This is a genomic window from Ruegeria sp. BH6 (assembly GCF_056538105.1).
On the sequence record NZ_JBQFSR010000001.1, the window covers coordinates 465005 to 482663 of the forward strand.

A 17659-nucleotide genomic window follows, 5' to 3' on the forward strand; every position below is an offset into this window, starting at 1 on the left:
ACCTTGGGTTTCACGGCGAGAGTTGTCGCAAAGTCCGATCCAGCACCGCCCGTACCTGCGCCCCGATTTGTGGTGCTTCCGAGGCACGGGGGCCGGCGATGTTCAGAACCGACACCGGGTTTGCCTGCAGCCACTCACTGACATGCGCGGCACTGGTCGCTATTCCTTTTCTGACATCGACGGTCAGATGTAACTTTCCAGTTTCTTCAGCGAAAACAATAGTTTGCTGCGTTCCGGGGCTGATTGAGCCATCCACAAAGATCAAGGTAGCATCGCTCGATAAGACATTGCAGCGGGTGCGTTCCACAACGTCTTCGGAGTGCGTTTCGGTCAGACCGTCGAATTGGGCCGGAATCCTTCCATCCTCGTTCATGCGCCCTTTGGGGACCCAGCCACCGTATGCAAAACCGTTTTGGCGTGCGAACTCCAAAGCAGCCATATCTACGCCAGTCTGTCCACCTGAGACAATTTTCATGACTCACGCCCCTATTTGTTGTGGTCTAGATTAGTCAGGTTGCCGGTGTACCGCAAACCGGCGAAATTCAAAGGGCTGGAGGTATTCACCCCTTGCACGAAACGGATTTTGAGCGGTTCATGGGATCGTCAAACTGTCACCTGAAGGTCGGTTTGTCGCCTTGGACGCAATTGCCGTACGGTCAGAGTGGTCCGAATTTGTCCTGTAGTTCCTGTACGGCTCTCAGGTAGTGCAAGAGGAACTGGGGGCTTACCGGGCAGTTCCCCCAACAGAACCAGAGAAGTGCCCGCATTCAAAAAGGCTAATAAGGCATGGCGACACAATCTGACAGCAAGGCGGTCTTTCTGACGGGCAGCCTGATGGGGCACGTGACCCGGATGTCCTTGACCACCAGTATTGGTCTTATGGCAATTTTCGCCGTTGATTTCGTCGACATGATTTTCATCTCGATGTTGGGAAACGATGCGCTGGCCGCAGCTGTTGGCTATGCCGGGACGCTTTTGTTCTTCACCAACTCGGTCAATGTTGGCCTTTCGATTGCGGCAGGGGCCCTGGTCGCTAGGGAACTTGGCGCCGGGCGGCACGAACAAGCCCGCCAATTCGGCACCAGTGTGGCTGTTCTGGGTGCCGTCGTCGGGTTGATCGTGTCTGTAATCGTCCTGTTCAATCTGACGTTCTTTCTGTCGCTTCTGGGCGCAGAAGGCGAGGTGCTGCGGTTGGCTGCCCGCTATACCTCGATCATTTTGCCAACCATGTGGGTGATGGCTGTGGCGATGACCGGTATGGCGGTTCTGCGCGCTTACGGAGATGCTCGGCGTTCGATGTTGGCCACGATTTATGGCGGTGTGGCAAACGCCGTGCTGGACCCGATCCTAATTTTTGCTGTCGGGCTGGGGCTGGATGGGGCGGCCATCGCATCGGTGATTGCGCGTATTTGCATGTTGATCGCGACGGTCAGACCGGCGGTGCGGGTACACCGCGGGTTTGGTCGGCCCTCTTTGCAGCAGCTTGGGGCGGATATTCGTCCGGTCAGCGCAATTGCCGTACCTGCCGTTCTGACCAATATCGCCACCCCCATCGGCAATGCCATCGTCATTCGCGAGATTGCACAGTTCGGAACGGATGCGGTGGCTGGCATGGCCGTGATCGGGCGGCTATTGCCCGTGGCATTTTCGGTCATTTTTGCCCTGTCCGGGGCCATCGGACCTATTGTCGGGCAGAATTTCGGGGCGGGGCAGTTCGACCGCGTAAAGCAGAGTTTTTTGGCCGGGGTCAAATTCACCGCTGTTTATGTCTGCCTGATGGCCGCCACCTTGTTCTTATTGCGCGCGCCGATTGCCGATCTGTTTCAGGCGCAGGGGGAAACGCGCGTACTGATCTACCTGTTTTGCGGGCCGCTGGCCTTGGCGTCGTTCTTTAACGGTGTGATCTTTGTTGCAAATGCCAGTTTCAACAATCTGGGTCACCCAGTGTATTCGACTTGGGTGAATTGGGGGCGGCATACTTTGGGCACATGGCCCTTTGCTGTGGCCGGTGCCTATATCGCAGGGGCACCGGGGGTCCTGCTGGGGCAGGCTTTGGGTGGCGTGATCTTTGCGGGGGTCTGCTGGGTTCTGGTCCGCCGGGTCGTATCAAAACTGGCTACGCCGCAACCGATGGACCCGTTTGCCGGGCAGACCCGATTGCAGGCGCTGTTTGGGCGGCGAGGTTGGTAGATCAATTAGTTGCCCTGATTGCGCGCCTCTAGCCGCTCCAGGTTGACGACAGTCGACAGCATCAGCCGGTCGTGGCTCCAATCCTCGGTCTGTTGGATCGAAGCGGCACCGAGGCCCAGCACCAGAGCAAACAAGATGGTCAGGCCTAGGAACATGAACGGCATAGATGAGTTAACCGAAGGCGCATCGGCCAGTGCGATTACGCGTTGCCGCAGAACCCGCTTAGCTTTGCCTCCCGTAACCAGAGCAACATTCAGCACTCGCGGGCTGCCGCGCACAACTGTTCGGGCGCAATAGTCCAAAAGACAGCTGGTGTAGTCCTGCGTGTCGATGCCTTTGCGGGCAACGACCGATTGATCACAGGCCAACTCACGCAGGCGGTCGAACTGGTATTTCAAGACCAGATAGGCGGGGTTCCAGAACAGAAGGGGGCGCAGCAGTTCGAACCCCAGCTCCCACTCTACATCACCGGCGCGGATGTGTTGCAGCTCATGCGCAAGGGCAAAGCGCATTTCGTGCGGGGAGTCCAGCAGATGGCTGGGCAGCACTACATGGCGTCGACGCAGGCCGCGCACAGCAAAGGGAACGGCGATACGGTCGGACAGGCGGATGTCCACCTTGGCAGAGCGTCGCCACAGAAAGCTGGTGTTCACTGTTTCGCGGATCGACAGCCCGTCGCGGATGACGCGCAGGGTATAAATCAACGCTGCCAGCGCCAGCAGCGCAAGGATCACCAAAACAACGGGGTGATCCCCGCTGAACAACACATCGACCCAACGCTGTCGTGTGTTCAGCAAGGCTTCGAACTGGGTGGCTGGCATGGCAATGTCACCACGCAGATAAGCCGCCACGGCGATGTCTCCGATGGCTACAGTGCCTTTTGCCGGGGTGTGAGTGGCCAGCACGGACACACCCAATGCCAGAACGGGGCTGAGGACGACGCACAGGCAAAGCGCCTTGAGCGCGCGCAGTTGCGCCACAAATCCGTGGCTGAAGGATGTTCTGGACAGAATGCCTCGGGCTGCCAGCCACACAAGCGCGGCTAACCCAAGGACCAGATTCAATTCCAGATACGCGTCGAGAACCGGTTTAACCGCTGTCATTTTGCAGTCTCCTCTCTACCAGTGCTCGAATTTCCTCCAGATCGGCTTCGCTGAGCCCTGCGTCGTCAACCAAACGCGCGACCAGTGTGGCGGGCGTGTCGTCGAACAGGGTCCGCGACAGGTTTTGCAGCGACCGCGCCTGATATCTGTCCTTCTCCAGCAGCGGAGTATAGATCAGCGTCTTTCCATCCTTGCGGCTTTCGACAAATCCTTTTTCATCGAGAATACGCAGGATGGTGGCGCCAGATGTATAAGCCAGATTGCGTTCGGCTGGCAGGCGATCAAGCACGTCACGGACCGAGCCCTGACCCAGCGCCCAGAGCTCGTTCATGAACTCAAGTTCTACTTCGGTCAGCAGGTTTGTTGTTTTTTTCTTTCGCATCGGTCTTTCGTGTCGCATTTTTTTAGTATGCCTGACAGACAAGCATCCTTTCGCTGTTTCGCAAAGCTTAAACTTTCCAGAAGACGAAGATGCCCCAGCCGACGGACAGAAAAAGTGGTGTCCAGACCGGCTGACCCACCAGACCAAGCCAGGCCAGAAAGATATAGGCTGATCCCAGCAGGGTGATGAACAGCCGGTCGCCCAGCGTGGTTGTCAGGCCTAAAACACCCCGTCGTTCGATGCCGTCGCGGTACTTGAAACCTTCGAGAACGCCGATCAGGGCAATGGCCGAAAAGATGCCTACGAATACGGCCAATGTGGCCGGGGTCCAGGCCATCCAGAAATCGGGCCACAGGGGTGCGGTCCAGGAAAAGCCCTTTTCCTCTTGCTGGCCGACATTGCCCCATCCGGCCTGAGCCTGTGCAAAAGCCGTCGAGGGCAGGAAGGGAAGGATGAGTAGCAATTTTCGCATTTCGAACCTCATACTCGACCCATCGCGAAACCACGCGCGATGTAGTTGCGGACAAACCAGATGACGATGGCGCCGGGGATAATGGTGAGCGTTCCGGCGGCGGCCAGCAGGCCCAACTCATACCCCGCGCTGGACGCGGTGCGGGTCATCACGGCTGCGATAGGTTTGGCCTCGACCGCGGTCAGGGTTTTGGCCAGCAGCATCTCAACCCATGAGAACATGAAGCAAAAGAATGCCGCGACGCCCACGCCCGCCTTGATGTTGGGCAGGAAGATGGTCACGAAGAAACGCGGGAAGGAATAGCCATCGACATAAGCCGTCTCATCCAGTTCCTTCGGGATGCCACGCATGAAGCCTTCCAAAATCCACACCGCAAGCGGTACGTTGAACAGCGTATGCGCCAACGCCACGGCCAGATACGTGTCGAACAGGTGGATCGACGAATAAAGCTGGAAGAACGGCAGGGCGAAGACCGCCGCTGGGGCCATACGGTTGGTCAGCAGCCAGAAGAACAGCTGTTTGTCACCCAGAAACCGATAGCGCGAGAACGCATAGGCGGCAGGCAAAGCCACGCAGACAGAAAGCACCGTGTTCAGAGTCACATAGGTGATCGAGTTGATGTAGCCCCAATACCATGTTGGATCAGTGAAGATGGTGATGTAATTCTCCAACGTAAAGGTCTGGGGAAACAGGGAAAAGCCCGACAGGATTTCATTCGTGGTCTTGAAGGACATCGCCACCAGCCAATAGATCGGCAGCATCAGGAATGCGATATAGAGGATCGGGATGATGGAACGCTTTTTCATTCTGCGTCATCCTTTGTCATCAGAGTGTAGAATAGCCACGACACAAGCAGCGTGATGGCGAAATAGATCAGGCTCATCGCGGCCGCAGGACCAAGGTCAAATTGCCCCAGCGCGATCTTCACAAGGTCGATCGAAAGCAAGGTGGTCGAGTTGCCGGGGCCGCCGCCGGTCAGAACGAATGGCTCGGTGTAGATGTTGAAACTATCCATGAACCGCAACAAGACTGCGATGGTCAGAACCGTTTTCATCTTGGGCAACTGGATATAGCGGAACACCGACCACGGGGTGGCACCGTCGATCTTGGCCGCTTGGTAGTACGCATCAGGGATCGACACGAGCCCCGCATAGCACAGCAAGACTACCAGCGAGGTCCAGTGCCAGACATCCATGACGACGACAGTGATCCAAGCTGAGATTGGCTGTTGGGTCATGTCATAATTGATGCCCAAAACGTCATTCAGAAAGTAACCCAGCAGGCCGATCTGGGGCAGGGTGAAGATATTCCACATCGAGCCGACCACATTCCACGGGATCAGCATCGGTAGCGCCATAAGCACCAGACAAACCGGCACCCAGAACCCTTTGCGTGGCATCGACAGGGCCACGATGATACCCAGCGGGACCTCGATGATCAGGATCAGGAAGGTGAACAGAAACTGCCGCCCCAGTGCGGCCTGGAATCGGTCAGATCGCAGGATTTGTTCAAACCAACCAAGACCTTCCCAGAAGAACTGATTGTTGCCGAAGGTTTCCTGCACCGAGTAGTTGACCACGGTCATCATCGGCACCAGCGCGTTGAACGCGACCAGCGCCAGAACGGGCAAGACAAAGAACCATGCCTTTTGGTTTTCGGTTCTCATTGCACCCGCTCCTCGGTTGCGATCCAGCCGTCACGATAGACGCGGGATTGTTCAGGTTTGAATTGCAGAAAGACTTGTGATCCGGGCTCGGGTACACTGTGTTCGGTCACAGCCTTAAGGGCCGTGTTCCCGACCATCGCACTGACAACAAAGTGGCGGCCGATATCGGCCACTTTGGTCACATGCGCCGGGATGCCGGTGTCCCCAAAACCCACATACTCAGGGCGGATTCCCAAGTGTGTACGGCCTCCGTCACCAAGGGTGGGACCTTCCAGCATCACCTCGTGGCCTTCGAACACGGCGCGGTCGCCTTTGGCCTCGCAGGGCAGGACATTCATACCGGGTGAACCTATAAAGTGTCCGACAAATGTGTGCTGGGGGCGTTCAAACAGTTCGACTGGAGTGCCGATCTGAACCACTTCGCCTTCCTGCATTACGACGACTTCGTCCGCGAAAGTCAGCGCCTCGGTCTGGTCGTGGGTCACATAGATCATCGTGGCCTGCACGCGCTGGTGCAGTTCTTTCAGCTTTGACCGAAGTTTCCATTTCAGATGCGGGTCGATCACCGTCAGCGGTTCGTCAAACATCACCGCGTTTACATCATCGCGCACAAGACCGCGCCCCATCGAGATCTTCTGTTTGTTGTCAGGGCTCAGGCCCGATGCGCGGGTGTTGAGCATATCCGTGACGTCCAGCATTTCGGCAATCTCATCCACGCGATGTTTGATTGTCGCTGGGTCCACGCCGCGGTTTTTCAGCGGGAAGGCAAGATTTTCACCCACCGTCATCGTGTCGTAGATCACCGGGAACTGGAACACCTGTGCAATGTTGCGTTGATCGGGGGGCAGGGTGGTGACGTCGCGGTCATCGAACAGAATCTGCCCCTCGGACGGAGTCAACAGACCCGAGATGATGTTCAGCAGAGTGGACTTGCCGCAGCCCGACGGGCCGAGCAGCGCGTAGGCCCCACCATCGCGCCAGGTCACATCGATTTCCTTCAGCGCGTAATCTTCCGGGCCTTTTGGCGTTGGCATATAGCTGTGTCGTAGGTTTGAAAGTTTGATCTGTGCCATGTCAGGCCACCCTTTTGCCGTCTTGGCCGAAATACCGGCAATGCGCCGGGTTCATGTAAAAGCTGTGATCCTCACCGACCTGATAGGGATGCACACCGGCAGCCAGCGAGACCCACGCTTCATCCCCATGTTGGAAATGCGCGCTGGAATCGGAACCGGACAGTTCAGTGACGATCACACGACCGGTCAGTTCCACATCTGCGTCCGAGGTGCGGACCGGGGTTACTCGGTGCGGACGCACAGCAACCATGTATTCTCCATCAGCCATATCCGTAACGGTCCAGCCGCCCCCTCCCGCCAGTTGCGCCTGAGCGCCAGTGACCGAGACTCGAGCCACATTGATTGGCGGGTCCGAGAACACCCGCGCAGCGGCGATGTTTTCGGGATTGCGATAGATATCAGCGGTTGGGCCGAACTGAGTAACGTGGCCGTCTTCCATCAGAGCGGTGTACCCACCTAACAGCAAGGCCTCTTCTGGTTCCGAGGTGGCATAAACCACGACGGCACCTCGACCTGCAAACAGGTCTGGTAATTGTTCGCGCAGCTCTTCGCGCAATTTGTAGTCAAGGTTCGCCAACGGTTCATCCAGGAACACGGCGCGGCTTTCTTTCGCGATGGCACGGGCCAGCGCGGTACGTTGTTGTTGCCCGCCCGACAGCTCATGCGGGCGACGGTTAAGCATCGGGCGCAATTGCAGCAGATCGGCGGCCTCTTCCACGCGGCCCTCGATTTCGGATTGCGCCATACCAGCCACGCGCAGGGGCGAGGCGATATTGTCGAAAACACTCATATGCGGGTAGTTCACGAAGAACTGGTGTACCAAGCTGATCTGACGCTTTTGCGTGTTCAGCCGAGTCACATCCTGCCCATCCATCAGAACCTTGCCCGAAGCGATCGGGTCCAGCCCGGCCATCATCTTGATCAGAGAGGTCTTGCCCGAGCCCGTCGCGCCTAACAGCACGTTGAAATGGCCCGTTTGCAGCGTCAGGTTGGTGGGTTTGATATGGATGACGTTGCCAACCCGTTTGGTGGCATCTTGTAATTCGATCATGTCCGTGAGTTCCGGTCCTTCAGTGCTTTGCACTGGTCTTTAGGGTGGGGATGCCTGAACCGGCACCCCCGGGTTTCAATGGTCTACTGAGCCTGCCAGCGCTGAACCAGTTCGTCATAGTTGACGGTCTGGCCTTGCGGTTTTTCGTTCTCAAGCTTGGCCTTTGGCGAACCCTCTTTTTCCAGCCAGAAGGCAGGATCCTGCGGGTCGTTCAGGCGTGGACCACAACCACCGTAGACACCGGCGCTTTCGTCCGCAGCCTGCATACGGGCCATGGTGATGTCCATCTCTTCAGCCAGACGGTCCATCGCCTCTTGCGGGGTAAACGCGCCTGAGTTCACGTCACCGATCTGCTGCCACCAGATCTGGGCCAGCTTCGGATAGTCCGGCACGTTGATGCCGGTGGGCGACCATGCCACACGGTCAGGCGAGCGATAGAACTCGACCAGACCACCCAGCTTGGGTGCGCGCTCGGTGAAGGACTCGTGATTGACCGAGCTGTCGCGGATGAAGGTCAGACCCACGTGGGACTTCTTCACATCGACAGTCTTGGAGGTCACGAACTGGGCATAGAGCCAAGCCGCCTGAGCACGATCCGCAGGGGTCGATTTCAGGAAGGTCCAAGACCCCACGTCCTGATAACCAACCTTCTGGCCTTCTTCCCAATAGGGGCCGTGCGGGCTGGGTGCCATCCGCCACAGCGGCGTACCCTCGTCATCCACGGTGTTGTTACCTTCGGATTTCGGCTTCACCATGTCGGCAGTAAAGGCGGTGTACCAGAAGATCTGCTGGGCGACGTTGCCTTGGCTAAGCGCTGGTAGCGACTGGTAGAAGTCATAGGACGCCGCACCCGGAGGCGCATATGCCCGCAGCCACTCATCCCATTTGCGGATCGCATAGACCGCAGCCGGGCCGTTTGCAGCTCCACCGCGTGATACCGACGCACCAACGGGGTTACAAGTGCCCGCTTCCATGCGGATGCCCCACTCATCAACCGGAATGCCGTTGGGCTCGCCCACGTCACCGGCACCGGCCATTGACAGCCACGCATCGGTCATACGCCAACCAAGGTCAGGTGCGCGTTTGCCGTAGTCCATGTGGCCATAGATCGCCACTCCGTCGACTTCCTTCACGTCATTGGTGAAAAATTCGGCGATGTCTTCGTAAGCAGACCAGTTGACCGGAACACCCAGGTCATAGCCGTACTTTTCTTTGAACGCGGCTTTGTTGGCTTCGTCGTCGAACCAGTCCTTGCGGAACCAGTAAAGGTTCGCGAACTGCTGGTCAGGCAGCTGGTACAGCTTGCCGTCCGGACCGGTGGTGAACTGAATGCCCATGAAGTCATCCAGATCCAGCGTCGGCGAAGTTGTCGCCGCCCAATCGCCAGCCATCATATCGGTCAGCGGATAGGCCAGTTGCAGGCGCGAGTGGGTGCCGATCAGGTCACTGTCGTTGACATAGCCGTCATACAGATTCCGGCCGGTCTGCAGCTGGGTTTGAACCGCCTGAACCACTTCGCCTTCACCGAGAATCTGGTGGTTGACCTTGATGCCAGTGATTTCCTCGAACGCCTTGGTCAGGACCTCGGATTCGTAAGAATGTGTCGGGATGCCTTCGGACAGGACGTTGATTTCCATGCCAGCGTAAGGCTGTGCAGCTTCGATGAACCACTGCATTTCCGACATCTGTTCGTCTTTCGACAAGGTCGATGGCTGGAATTCGTCGTCGATCCAACGTTGTGCTGCGGCTTCGTCGGCCCAAACGGGACCGTGCCCCGCAATGACGGCAGCCGCCGCCACTGCGGAAAGTAGATGTCTCCGCATCTGTCTCCTCCCAAAAAAATTATGGTTGTCCGGCGCTAACCGGATGACCGACAGCATCAGCGATTTTCTGCGCACCTGTCAAACTAAATTTTTAGTAAATGATAATTCCGCCGGTTTCGAAGGGTTGATTTATCCTCGGTTGCCAATTTCTGAATTCGTTGTAAGCTGTCCTTACAATTACAAAAAATGCCACTGACCACCGTGGCGAATTTACTGAAAATCTCTTTGACGCATGGGGGTAAGTGATGTCCCGAAGCCTGTTGAAGTACACGCGTGTTCTGGAAATTGTCGGTGACACGATCAAGGTTCGGGTGCCGATTGATGGCGCACGCGACCCAGCCGTTCGCTTCAACGATCTGGCGGTGATCGAGACGGTGGATGGCCGCAAAACTCTGGCTCAGGCGATCTTAATTGATCGGGACGTGGTGACGTTGCAGGTGTTCTCGGGCACCAAGGGCATATCCACCGAGGCGACGGCGACCTTTCTTGGCCACCCAATGCAGACGCCCTATTCGGCCAACATTTTGGGGCGCGTGTTCGACGGGGCGGGGGTGGCGATCGACGGCGGACCCGACCTGACTGCCGAGCCGCGCATCGACATCGGTGGTCCCACCGTAAACCCGGCCGAGCGTGCGGTTCCCAACAAGATGATCCGCACGGATGTGCCGATGATCGACGTGTTCAACACGCTTGTCGAAAGCCAGAAAATCCCGATTTTCTCGGTCTCAGGTGAGCCGTTCAACGCCTTTCTCAGCCGAATCGGTATTCAGGCGGATGCCGATATCGTGGTGTTCGGTGGGCTGGGATTGATCTTTGATGACTATTACACGTTCCGCACCTCCTTTGAGGATGCGGGCGTGTTCTCGCGCACCGTGATGTTCGTCAATCAGGCGATGGACCCTCTGGTCGAACGCTTATTGGTGCCGGATATGGCGTTGGCCGTGGCCGAGAAATTCGCGGTGGAAGAGGGCAAGCGCGTGCTGGTTCTGATGACTGACATGACCGCTTTCGCAGATGCGATGAAAGAAGTGGGGATCAGTCAGGAACGCGTTCCATCGCAGCGCGGATATATGGGTGACCTCTATTCGCAGTTGGCGCGCCGGTACGAAAAGGCGTGTGATTACGCCAAGGGCGGGTCGGTCACCGTGTTGACCGTGACGACAATGCCAGGCAATGACGTGACCCATCCGGTGCCGGACAACACGGGCTATATCACCGAAGGCCAGATTTACCTGCATTCGGGTGTGATAGACCCGTTCGGCAGCCTGTCGCGCCTCAAGCAGAACGTAGTTGGTAAGACGACCCGCGAAGACCACGGGCAGATTATGAACACGATGATCCGGTTTTATTCGGAAAGCCGGGACGCCGCGCAGAAGCAGGCGATGGCCTTTGACCTGTCGGATTACGATCACCAACTGCTGAAGTTTGGCGCGCTGTTCCGTAAGCGTTTCATGGATATCAACGTCTCGATCCCGCTGGAGGATGCGCTTGATCTGGGCTGGAAAACCCTGGCTGAGTGTTTTGCCCCAGAACAATTGCTGATGAAGCAAGCTCTGGTCGACAAATATTTCCCAAAGGATGCCGATGGCGCGGTTGCAGCTGAATAAATCGTCGCTCGCCCGCGAGCAGACGCAGCTGAAAAGCTATGAGCGGTTCCTGCCGTCACTGGACCTCAAGCGCCAGCAATTGATGGCGGAACGTGTGAAAGCCCGTGAGGAGGTGAGACGGCTAGAGGACGAGGTGCAAGAGCTGGCCCAGCAGGTAGGGGCAAAGCTGCCAATGCTGGCACAGCAAAGCATCGATCTGGACGGGCTGGTGGAACTGAAAGACTACAGGATCAAAGAGGTCAACGTGGTGGGCGTCAAGATGCCTGATCTGGACCGGATCGAGGTTGCTGTGCGCCCCTATTCGCTGTTGGCAAAACCCCATTGGGTGGATGCCGCGGCGCAGTTGCTGCATGACATGATCGAGGCGCGCCTGCGGGTCAAAGTAGCCGAGGAGAGGGTCAGGATTTTCGACAAGGCTGTTGCCACGATCACGCAGCGGGTGAACCTGTTCGAAAAGGTACTGATCCCGCGCGCCAAGGCCAATATCAAGAAGATCCGCATCTACCTGAGTGATGAGCAGATGCAGGCCGTCGTCCGCTCGAAAATCTCCAAGCGCAAACATGCGCAAGAGGCAGCGACATGAGTATCGCGCGCCTAAAAAAGCTCTCGCTGGTAGGACGGGCAGCGCAGAAAACCGCAACGCTTGAGGCGTTGCAAGCACTGGGGTGCATGCATGTATTGCCACTGGCCCCGCCACCATCTGAGCCGGAAAAGATCAGCGCGCGCGGTGCAAGAGATGCCTATAAGGCATTGCGTTTCCTGACAGATGTACCTGAGCCACGCCGCCAAATTCAGCGCGACACGGACTTTAATATGGATCAGTTCGTCAAGGATGTGCGCGACCTGATGCAGCGCAGCCGCGACATGACAGACAGGCGGGATTTTCTGGCCGATCGCATTGCGAAGGTGCGGCCGTGGGGCGATCTGGATTTTCCGCCCGATGACGTTCTGGCGGGCAACCGGCTATGGTTCTACCAACTGCCGTTAAAGCGTCGAGATGCTTTGAATGACCTGACGCTGCCCTGGGCGATTCTGGAGCAGGATCATCGGTTTATATATGCCGTTCTGATCTCGTCGGATGAGCCCGCCGACGACATTCTGCCAGTGCCGCGCACCCATACGGGGTCACTGCCCATTCATGAGCTGGAAGCCCAGTTGGAAGAGACAGAAATTGCCATTGAAGCGCTTGAGGCCGAACGGGTCGCCCAGACCCGCTACTTGACGCTGATGCGGCGTAACCTCTCGGTGGCCGAGAGCGCAGCAGAGCTTGCCCATGCGACGCAGAAAGTGCGCGACGAAGAGGCGATGTTTGCCCTTCAGGGCTGGGTGCCAGAAGATCGCGTTGATGCCGTGTTGGACATGGCGAAGGGTAAGGACGCCGCGATTCTGATCGAGGACCCAGGCCCCGAAGACTCGCCACCCACGCTGTTGGAGCAGCCGGAAAAACGTAACGCTGCCGTAGATTTGGCGCTGTTTTATCAAGTGCCGGGTTATAAGGATTGGGACCCAAGCGTCATCGTCGCTGTGTCCTTCGCGTTCTTCTTTGCCATGATTGTGGCCGATGCGGGGTACGGCGCGATCATATTGCTGGGCTTGCTGCTGTTTTGGAAACGAATGGACGGAACTGCCGGGCAGAAATCATGGCGTCGGTATGGGCTGATTATTTCGGGCGCGACGATTGTTTATGGCGTTCTGGTAGGCAGTTATTTCGGCGTGTCACCGCCGGATGGTTCCGTCCTCGCCAAGACCAAATTGCTCGATCTGAACAACTTTGGTGCCATGATGATGGTCTCGATCGTTGTGGGAGTTCTGCATTTGGTGCTGGCCAATGCACTGGCCGCCCACGCCGCCTGGGGGCAGCGCAATGCGATTGCCAATCTGGGCTGGATCGCTGCACTGATTGGCGGATTTGTTTTGTGGCTCAGCTTTATGAAGGGAAACTCTGCAACACCTGGTGCGGTGATCCTTAGCGCGGGTGTTCTGGCGATCCTTTGGTTTTCCAGCGATCGCCAGATCAACAAGCCAATCGATTGGTTATGGCGTCTGATTGGCGGCATCCAAGCCCTTGCCGGAGCGATGGGGGCGTTTGGTGACGTCCTCAGTTATATGCGCCTGTTCGCGCTGGGCTTGGCTTCGGCCTCGCTGGCGATCACATTCAACGATCTGGCGGTGTCAGTGATGCACGCGCTGAAGGGGCCCGGCATCCTGTTCGCTCTGCTGATCCTGATCGTCGGTCACGCCCTGAACTTCGCCCTCGCGATGATGAGCGGCGTCGTCCACGGGCTGCGTCTTAATTACATCGAATTCTTTAAATGGGGTTTGCCGGATGAAGGCATCGTCTTTCGCCCGTTTGCCCGCAAGGAGGTTCAGGAATGAATGAGCTTGTTCTTACATTGGGTTGGCTGGGGATTTACGCACCGATGGCACTGGGGGCGGCGGCAAGCGCCATTGGCTGCTCCATTGCCGGAATGGCTAGCATCGGCGCCATGACCGAGACCGAGGGGGGCTATGGTCGGTTCGTTGGCGTTTCGGCCTTTCCGTCGACCATGGTGATCTATGGCATCGTCATCATGTTCACCCTGAACCGTGAGGTGACGCCTGAAAATGCGGGCGGGTTGTTCGGGATCGGCATCTTGTCGGGCATCGCATTGATGTATTGCGGTATCTGGCAGGGCCGGGCCTGTGCCGCAGCGATCAATGCAACTAAGGAAAAGCCGGAAATCTTCGGGCTGTCGTTGGCACCGGCCGCGATTATCGAAGGCTTTGGCGTTTTCGCCTTTGTCTTTGCCTTGGTCATCAGCGCGGGGATAAGCTGATGGCACAGGATGGCATGATCTCTCACGGTGTTGACGCGCTGATCGACAAGTTGCGCAACGATGGGGTGGCCGCTGGCCAGGCGGATGCAGATAAACTGCGCGCCGATGCCAAGGCCGAAGCAGCGAAGATACTGGCCGACGCCAAACGCGAGGCGGACGCGTATCAAAAGAAGGCCCGCACGGATTCTGACAACTACCGCGCAGCGGGCGAAGAGGCGCTGAACACTGCCATGCGGGATGCGGTGCTGACCATGAAAGCCGGGCTGACGGACCGCTTCCGCGAAGACGTCGAACGTCTGGTCACCAAGGAAATGGCCGATCCAGACCTGCTGAAGCAGATGATACTCGAAGTTGTGGGCCGTGCGGCAGAAGGTGCCAATCTGGACGGAAAGGTAGAAGTCATTTTGCCCGCGAAGATCGCCACGCAAGAGGATATCAAACAGAATGCCGACGATATCCAATCTGGCAAGCTCACTAAATATGTACTGGGCCTGACCGCTGAAATGCTGCGCGAGCAGGTCGAACTGCACGCCTCGGATGATGCCGAGGGTGGCATACGGGTGCGGGCGGACGATCAAGGCGTGGCTTTGGATCTGACGGATAAAGCGGTGGCCTCGTTGCTGATGGAGCATCTACAGCCGCGTTTCCGGGCCGTTCTGGAGGGGGTGATCCGTTAGGATGCCAAACCCTGACGCCTATATCGCGCTGATCAGCAGCTTACCGGGGTCGGAGCGGTTGTTTGTCGCCAAACAGCCGCCCTTGTCGCGGTTGCGGCTGGATCGACGTTTACAGGCGCTGACACCCGAGGATGCGCGCGTTTTGAAGGTGTTGGAGCATGCTTTGAACTGGGGCGACTACGACATCGGGGTAACCGACGCGCAGGCCATTGGGCGCTGCAACGAGGCGTTGCACGATATCTCGCAGCCCACCTTGCGCAAGATGCTTATTGAGCGGATGGACTTGCGTACTGTAGTGGCCGCGCTGCGCCTGCGCAAACAGGGGGTCAGCCCACCTGCCGGATCGTTCGGTATGGGGCGTTGGGTCCGCCATATCCCTGCCAATTGGAACGATCCGAGCTTTCGATTGGAAGGTCCGATGCCTTGGATCAAGGAGGCCCAGCAACTATTGGACGCTGCAGATCCTTTGGGCTTGGAGCGGCTGCTCTTGTCGGTCAGCCACAAGCAACTGAAACGCCACGCTGCCCGCCATTATTTCGATTTCGAAGCAGTGGTGATCTACGTGCTGATCTGGAACATTTTCGACCGCTGGGCGCAAAGCAATGCGCAGGAGGCGGCCAATAGATTTGAGCATCTGGCCCAGGAGGCCATGGCTAATGTCGCCGATATCGATTTTGACGGAGCAAACGCATGACCGCCCCAACCTCTGCCAAACAGACCGCCACCGCCCGTGTCGTCTCGGTGCAAGAGGGGTTGGTGCAGATTCAGGCTAACCATGACGCCTCGGGCCAGCCCGGGCAGTTGGTCAAGAACGAAGTGGTCTTTATTCTGCCAACACGCCCCGGGCCGGGTGGGCGGCAGGAACGCCTGAAGGCCGAGGTGCTGCGGGTGCGTGGTGATACGGCGGATGTGCAGGTCTATGAAAGCACCGACGGGGTTGCCGTGGGTGACCCGGTCGAACAATCTGGCCAATTGCTGTCGGTCGAGCTGGGGCCGGGTTTGTTGGGGCAGGTGTTCGACGGGTTGCAATCGCCTTTGCCCAAAGTAGCGGCTGATTTTGGCACCTTCCTGCCCCGCGGGGCCGATGTCGCTCCGCTGGACGATCAGGCAAAATGGTCGTTCAGCCCTTCGATCAAGGTCGGGGATACGGTGACGGCCGGTGACAGCATCGGAACGGTCCCCGAGGGACATTTCACCCACAAGATCATGCTGCCGTTTAACTGGATGGGCGATTACAAGGTCATCTGGGTACAAAAAGGCGCGGCCACGATCCACGACATAGTGGCCCGTCTGGAAGATGAGCAAGGCGGCGAACACACGCTGACCTTATGCCAGAAATGGCCAGTGCGGCGGCCTTTATCGGAAAGCATTCTGAAACGCGCGCTGTCCGAGCGGTTGTATCCGACCGAACCGGTCCTGACCTCTCAGCGCCTGATCGACACGTTCTTTCCCATCGCACGCGGGGGGACGGCCTGTATTCCTGGGCCGTTTGGGGCGGGCAAAACCGTTCTGCAAAACCTGATCGCGCGCAATGCCAAGGTGGATATCGTCATTGTCGTAGCCTGTGGCGAACGTGCGGGTGAAGTGGTTGAGACGATCCACGAGTTTCCCAAGATGACCGACCCAACCACGGGTGGCAGTCTGGTGGATCGTACGATCATCATCTGCAACACGTCGTCCATGCCGGTTGCCGCGCGCGAGGCCTCGATCTTCACCGGTATTACGCTGGGCGAATACTATCGACAGATGGGCTATGACGTGTTGCTGATTGCCGACAGTACCAGCCGCTGGGCGCAGGCGATGCGCGAAACATCCGGGAAACTTGAGGAAATCCCGGGCGAAGAGGGTTTTCCTGCCTATCTGGAAAGCTCGATCAAGGGGCTGTATGAGCGTGCCGGAGCAATGAAAACCAATGACGGCGATTTGGGCAGCCTTACCTTGATCGGAACCGTCTCCCCCGCCGGCGGCAACTTTGACGAGCCGGTCACGCAATCGACCCTGTCCACAGTGAAATGTTTCCTCGGCCTGTCTTCGGAACGCGCCTACAAGCGGTTTTATCCTGCGGTCGATCCGATGCTCAGTTGGTCGCGCTATACGGATCAATTGTCCGACTGGTACGACAAAAACGCCGAACCGGGTTGGACCGGCAAGGTCCGGGATTTGCTGGCCCTGATCGAAAAAGGCGAACAGGTCGATCAGATGATGCAGGTGACGGGGGAAGAGGGCGTCACGATCCAAGATTTCGTAACCCAGCAAAAAGCGCTGTTTGTGGATATGGTTTATCTGCAGCAGGACGCGTTTGACAAAGTGGACGCGACGGTGCCGCTGGAACGTCAGAAAATGACCTTCAAGCTGGTCTACGACGTGACCCAATCAACTGCGGAGTTCGCTGACAAGGCCGAGGTTCGGCAGGTGTTTACGCAGCTCACAGGATTGATGAAGAACTTTCACTATGCGGCGGAAAACACACCGGAATTCAAGTCGATCTGGGGGCAGATACAAAATCTGTGCCGCGAGAAGTTTGGTGTCTAAATAGGGAAGTGGTAGCCCGTAGGGGAATCGAACCCCTCTTTCCAGGTTGAAAACCTGGCGTCCTAACCGATAGACGAACGGGCCATTTAGTATGGCGCAAGCACAAGTGGTAGCCCGTAGGGGAATCGAACCCCTCTTTCCAGGTTGAAAACCTGGCGTCCTAACCGATAGACGAACGGGCCACGCTGGCTTGTGGAGGGCCTTTTACGGTTTCGCCCGGACCCCCGCAAGCCGAAAAATGCAAGGACGTGAAAGTTTTTTCCAAGG

At 57.6% G+C, this 17659-nt stretch carries 17 protein-coding genes and 2 tRNA genes; 8 read left to right on the forward strand and 11 right to left on the reverse strand.

What is annotated here, in order from left to right:
* Positions 1–10 precede the first annotated feature (10 nt).
* Positions 11–475, reverse strand: a complete 465-nt coding sequence (locus tag ACR0B8_RS02340) for a putative molybdenum carrier protein (protein ID WP_170348224.1) — start codon at positions 473–475, stop codon at positions 11–13.
* A 311-nt stretch (positions 476–786) separates the two neighbouring features.
* Here ACR0B8_RS02340 and ACR0B8_RS02345 point away from each other — a divergent pair, with 311 nt between their 5' ends.
* Positions 787–2190 (forward strand): MATE family efflux transporter, encoded by a 1404-nt coding sequence (locus ACR0B8_RS02345; protein WP_226688632.1) that lies wholly within the window; start codon positions 787–789, stop codon positions 2188–2190.
* A gap of 5 nt (positions 2191–2195) precedes the next feature.
* Here ACR0B8_RS02345 and ACR0B8_RS02350 read toward each other — a convergent pair whose 3' ends face one another.
* The 8 genes from ACR0B8_RS02350 to ACR0B8_RS02385 all read right to left on the reverse strand — a co-directional run bounded on the left by ACR0B8_RS02350 (position 2196) and on the right by ACR0B8_RS02385 (position 9760).
* Complete coding sequence (locus ACR0B8_RS02350; protein WP_226688631.1) at positions 2196–3293, reverse strand: M56 family metallopeptidase; 1098 nt, start codon at positions 3291–3293, stop codon at positions 2196–2198.
* The gene (locus ACR0B8_RS02355) at positions 3280–3675 is read right to left on the reverse strand and encodes a BlaI/MecI/CopY family transcriptional regulator (RefSeq protein WP_170348226.1); all 396 of its coding nucleotides are present in this window, start codon (positions 3673–3675) and stop codon (positions 3280–3282) included. The genes ACR0B8_RS02350 and ACR0B8_RS02355 overlap by 14 nt, the downstream gene beginning before the upstream one ends.
* A 67-nt stretch (positions 3676–3742) precedes the next feature.
* The gene (locus tag ACR0B8_RS02360; protein ID WP_170348227.1) at positions 3743–4147 is read right to left on the reverse strand and encodes a DUF2160 domain-containing protein; all 405 of its coding nucleotides are present in this window, start codon (positions 4145–4147) and stop codon (positions 3743–3745) included.
* A gap of 8 nt (positions 4148–4155) precedes the next feature.
* Positions 4156–4953 (reverse strand): carbohydrate ABC transporter permease, encoded by a 798-nt coding sequence (locus ACR0B8_RS02365; protein WP_155139158.1) that lies wholly within the window; start codon positions 4951–4953, stop codon positions 4156–4158.
* A complete protein-coding gene (locus ACR0B8_RS02370) occupies positions 4950–5813 on the reverse strand; it encodes a carbohydrate ABC transporter permease (RefSeq protein WP_170348228.1) in 864 nt (287 codons plus the stop codon). The genes ACR0B8_RS02365 and ACR0B8_RS02370 overlap by 4 nt, the downstream gene beginning before the upstream one ends.
* On the reverse strand, positions 5810–6886 hold the full coding sequence (locus tag ACR0B8_RS02375) for an ABC transporter ATP-binding protein (protein ID WP_170357761.1): 1077 nt from the start codon (positions 6884–6886) through the stop codon (positions 5810–5812). Before ACR0B8_RS02375 ends, ACR0B8_RS02370 begins: the two co-directional genes overlap by 4 nt.
* A 1-nt stretch (position 6887) precedes the next feature.
* Complete coding sequence (locus ACR0B8_RS02380; protein WP_170357763.1) at positions 6888–7937, reverse strand: ABC transporter ATP-binding protein; 1050 nt, start codon at positions 7935–7937, stop codon at positions 6888–6890.
* Positions 7938–8020: 83 nt separating this feature from the next.
* On the reverse strand, positions 8021–9760 hold the full coding sequence (locus tag ACR0B8_RS02385) for an ABC transporter substrate-binding protein (RefSeq protein WP_170348231.1): 1740 nt from the start codon (positions 9758–9760) through the stop codon (positions 8021–8023).
* A 245-nt stretch (positions 9761–10005) separates the two neighbouring features.
* Between ACR0B8_RS02385 and ACR0B8_RS02390 the strand changes: the two genes are divergently transcribed.
* Genes ACR0B8_RS02390 through ACR0B8_RS02420 form a run of 7 tightly spaced genes read left to right on the forward strand, consistent with a single transcriptional unit; the run spans position 10006 to position 17392 of the window.
* Positions 10006–11367 carry a V-type ATP synthase subunit B gene (locus ACR0B8_RS02390; RefSeq protein WP_226688630.1) on the forward strand — a complete coding sequence of 454 codons (1362 nt, stop codon included), beginning with the start codon at positions 10006–10008 and terminating at the stop codon, positions 11365–11367.
* Positions 11345–11950 (forward strand): V-type ATP synthase subunit D, encoded by a 606-nt coding sequence (locus tag ACR0B8_RS02395; protein ID WP_226688629.1) that lies wholly within the window; start codon positions 11345–11347, stop codon positions 11948–11950. Before ACR0B8_RS02390 ends, ACR0B8_RS02395 begins: the two co-directional genes overlap by 23 nt.
* Complete coding sequence (locus tag ACR0B8_RS02400; RefSeq protein WP_480657818.1) at positions 11947–13743, forward strand: V-type ATP synthase subunit I; 1797 nt, start codon at positions 11947–11949, stop codon at positions 13741–13743. The genes ACR0B8_RS02395 and ACR0B8_RS02400 overlap by 4 nt, the downstream gene beginning before the upstream one ends.
* Positions 13740–14183, forward strand: a complete 444-nt coding sequence (locus ACR0B8_RS02405) for an ATP synthase subunit C (protein ID WP_170348235.1) — start codon at positions 13740–13742, stop codon at positions 14181–14183. Before ACR0B8_RS02400 ends, ACR0B8_RS02405 begins: the two co-directional genes overlap by 4 nt.
* A complete protein-coding gene (locus ACR0B8_RS02410) occupies positions 14183–14860 on the forward strand; it encodes a hypothetical protein (RefSeq protein ID WP_170357769.1) in 678 nt (225 codons plus the stop codon). Before ACR0B8_RS02405 ends, ACR0B8_RS02410 begins: the two co-directional genes overlap by 1 nt.
* 1 nt (position 14861) lies before the next feature.
* Positions 14862–15554, forward strand: a complete 693-nt coding sequence (locus ACR0B8_RS02415) for a hypothetical protein (protein ID WP_480657817.1) — start codon at positions 14862–14864, stop codon at positions 15552–15554.
* Positions 15551–17392: a V-type ATP synthase subunit A gene (locus ACR0B8_RS02420; RefSeq protein ID WP_480657815.1), complete on the forward strand. Its 1842-nt coding sequence runs from the start codon at positions 15551–15553 to the stop codon at positions 17390–17392. The genes ACR0B8_RS02415 and ACR0B8_RS02420 overlap by 4 nt, the downstream gene beginning before the upstream one ends.
* Positions 17393–17401: 9 nt before the next feature.
* Here the strand turns inward: ACR0B8_RS02420 and ACR0B8_RS02425 are convergent.
* Both ACR0B8_RS02425 and ACR0B8_RS02430 read right to left on the reverse strand, forming a co-directional pair.
* A tRNA-Glu gene (locus ACR0B8_RS02425) sits at positions 17402–17476 on the reverse strand.
* Between the two features lie 23 nt (positions 17477–17499).
* Positions 17500–17574, reverse strand: a tRNA-Glu gene (locus tag ACR0B8_RS02430).
* Positions 17575–17659: the final 85 nt, after the last annotated feature.

Excerpts from the sequence above, each read along its gene's own strand:
- ACR0B8_RS02390 (WP_226688630.1), top strand. The coding sequence starts at position 10,006 with ATGTCCCGAAGCCTGTTGAAGTACACGCGTGTTCTGGAAATTGTCGGT.
- ACR0B8_RS02370 (WP_170348228.1), bottom strand. The coding sequence starts at position 5,813 with ATGAGAACCGAAAACCAAAAGGCATGGTTCTTTGTCTTGCCCGTTCTG.
- ACR0B8_RS02385 (WP_170348231.1), bottom strand. The coding sequence starts at position 9,760 with ATGCGGAGACATCTACTTTCCGCAGTGGCGGCGGCTGCCGTCATTGCG.
- ACR0B8_RS02355 (WP_170348226.1), bottom strand. The coding sequence starts at position 3,675 with ATGCGAAAGAAAAAAACAACAAACCTGCTGACCGAAGTAGAACTTGAG.
- ACR0B8_RS02400 (WP_480657818.1), top strand. The coding sequence starts at position 11,947 with ATGAGTATCGCGCGCCTAAAAAAGCTCTCGCTGGTAGGACGGGCAGCG.
- ACR0B8_RS02415 (WP_480657817.1), top strand. The coding sequence starts at position 14,862 with ATGCCAAACCCTGACGCCTATATCGCGCTGATCAGCAGCTTACCGGGG.
- ACR0B8_RS02365 (WP_155139158.1), bottom strand. The coding sequence starts at position 4,953 with ATGAAAAAGCGTTCCATCATCCCGATCCTCTATATCGCATTCCTGATG.
- ACR0B8_RS02410 (WP_170357769.1), top strand. The coding sequence starts at position 14,183 with ATGGCACAGGATGGCATGATCTCTCACGGTGTTGACGCGCTGATCGAC.
- ACR0B8_RS02360 (WP_170348227.1), bottom strand. The coding sequence starts at position 4,147 with ATGCGAAAATTGCTACTCATCCTTCCCTTCCTGCCCTCGACGGCTTTT.
- ACR0B8_RS02395 (WP_226688629.1), top strand. The coding sequence starts at position 11,345 with ATGGCGCGGTTGCAGCTGAATAAATCGTCGCTCGCCCGCGAGCAGACG.
- ACR0B8_RS02375 (WP_170357761.1), bottom strand. The coding sequence starts at position 6,886 with ATGGCACAGATCAAACTTTCAAACCTACGACACAGCTATATGCCAACG.
- ACR0B8_RS02380 (WP_170357763.1), bottom strand. The coding sequence starts at position 7,937 with ATGATCGAATTACAAGATGCCACCAAACGGGTTGGCAACGTCATCCAT.
- ACR0B8_RS02340 (WP_170348224.1), bottom strand. The coding sequence starts at position 475 with ATGAAAATTGTCTCAGGTGGACAGACTGGCGTAGATATGGCTGCTTTG.
- ACR0B8_RS02420 (WP_480657815.1), top strand. The coding sequence starts at position 15,551 with ATGACCGCCCCAACCTCTGCCAAACAGACCGCCACCGCCCGTGTCGTC.
- ACR0B8_RS02405 (WP_170348235.1), top strand. The coding sequence starts at position 13,740 with ATGAATGAGCTTGTTCTTACATTGGGTTGGCTGGGGATTTACGCACCG.
- ACR0B8_RS02350 (WP_226688631.1), bottom strand. The coding sequence starts at position 3,293 with ATGACAGCGGTTAAACCGGTTCTCGACGCGTATCTGGAATTGAATCTG.
- ACR0B8_RS02345 (WP_226688632.1), top strand. The coding sequence starts at position 787 with ATGGCGACACAATCTGACAGCAAGGCGGTCTTTCTGACGGGCAGCCTG.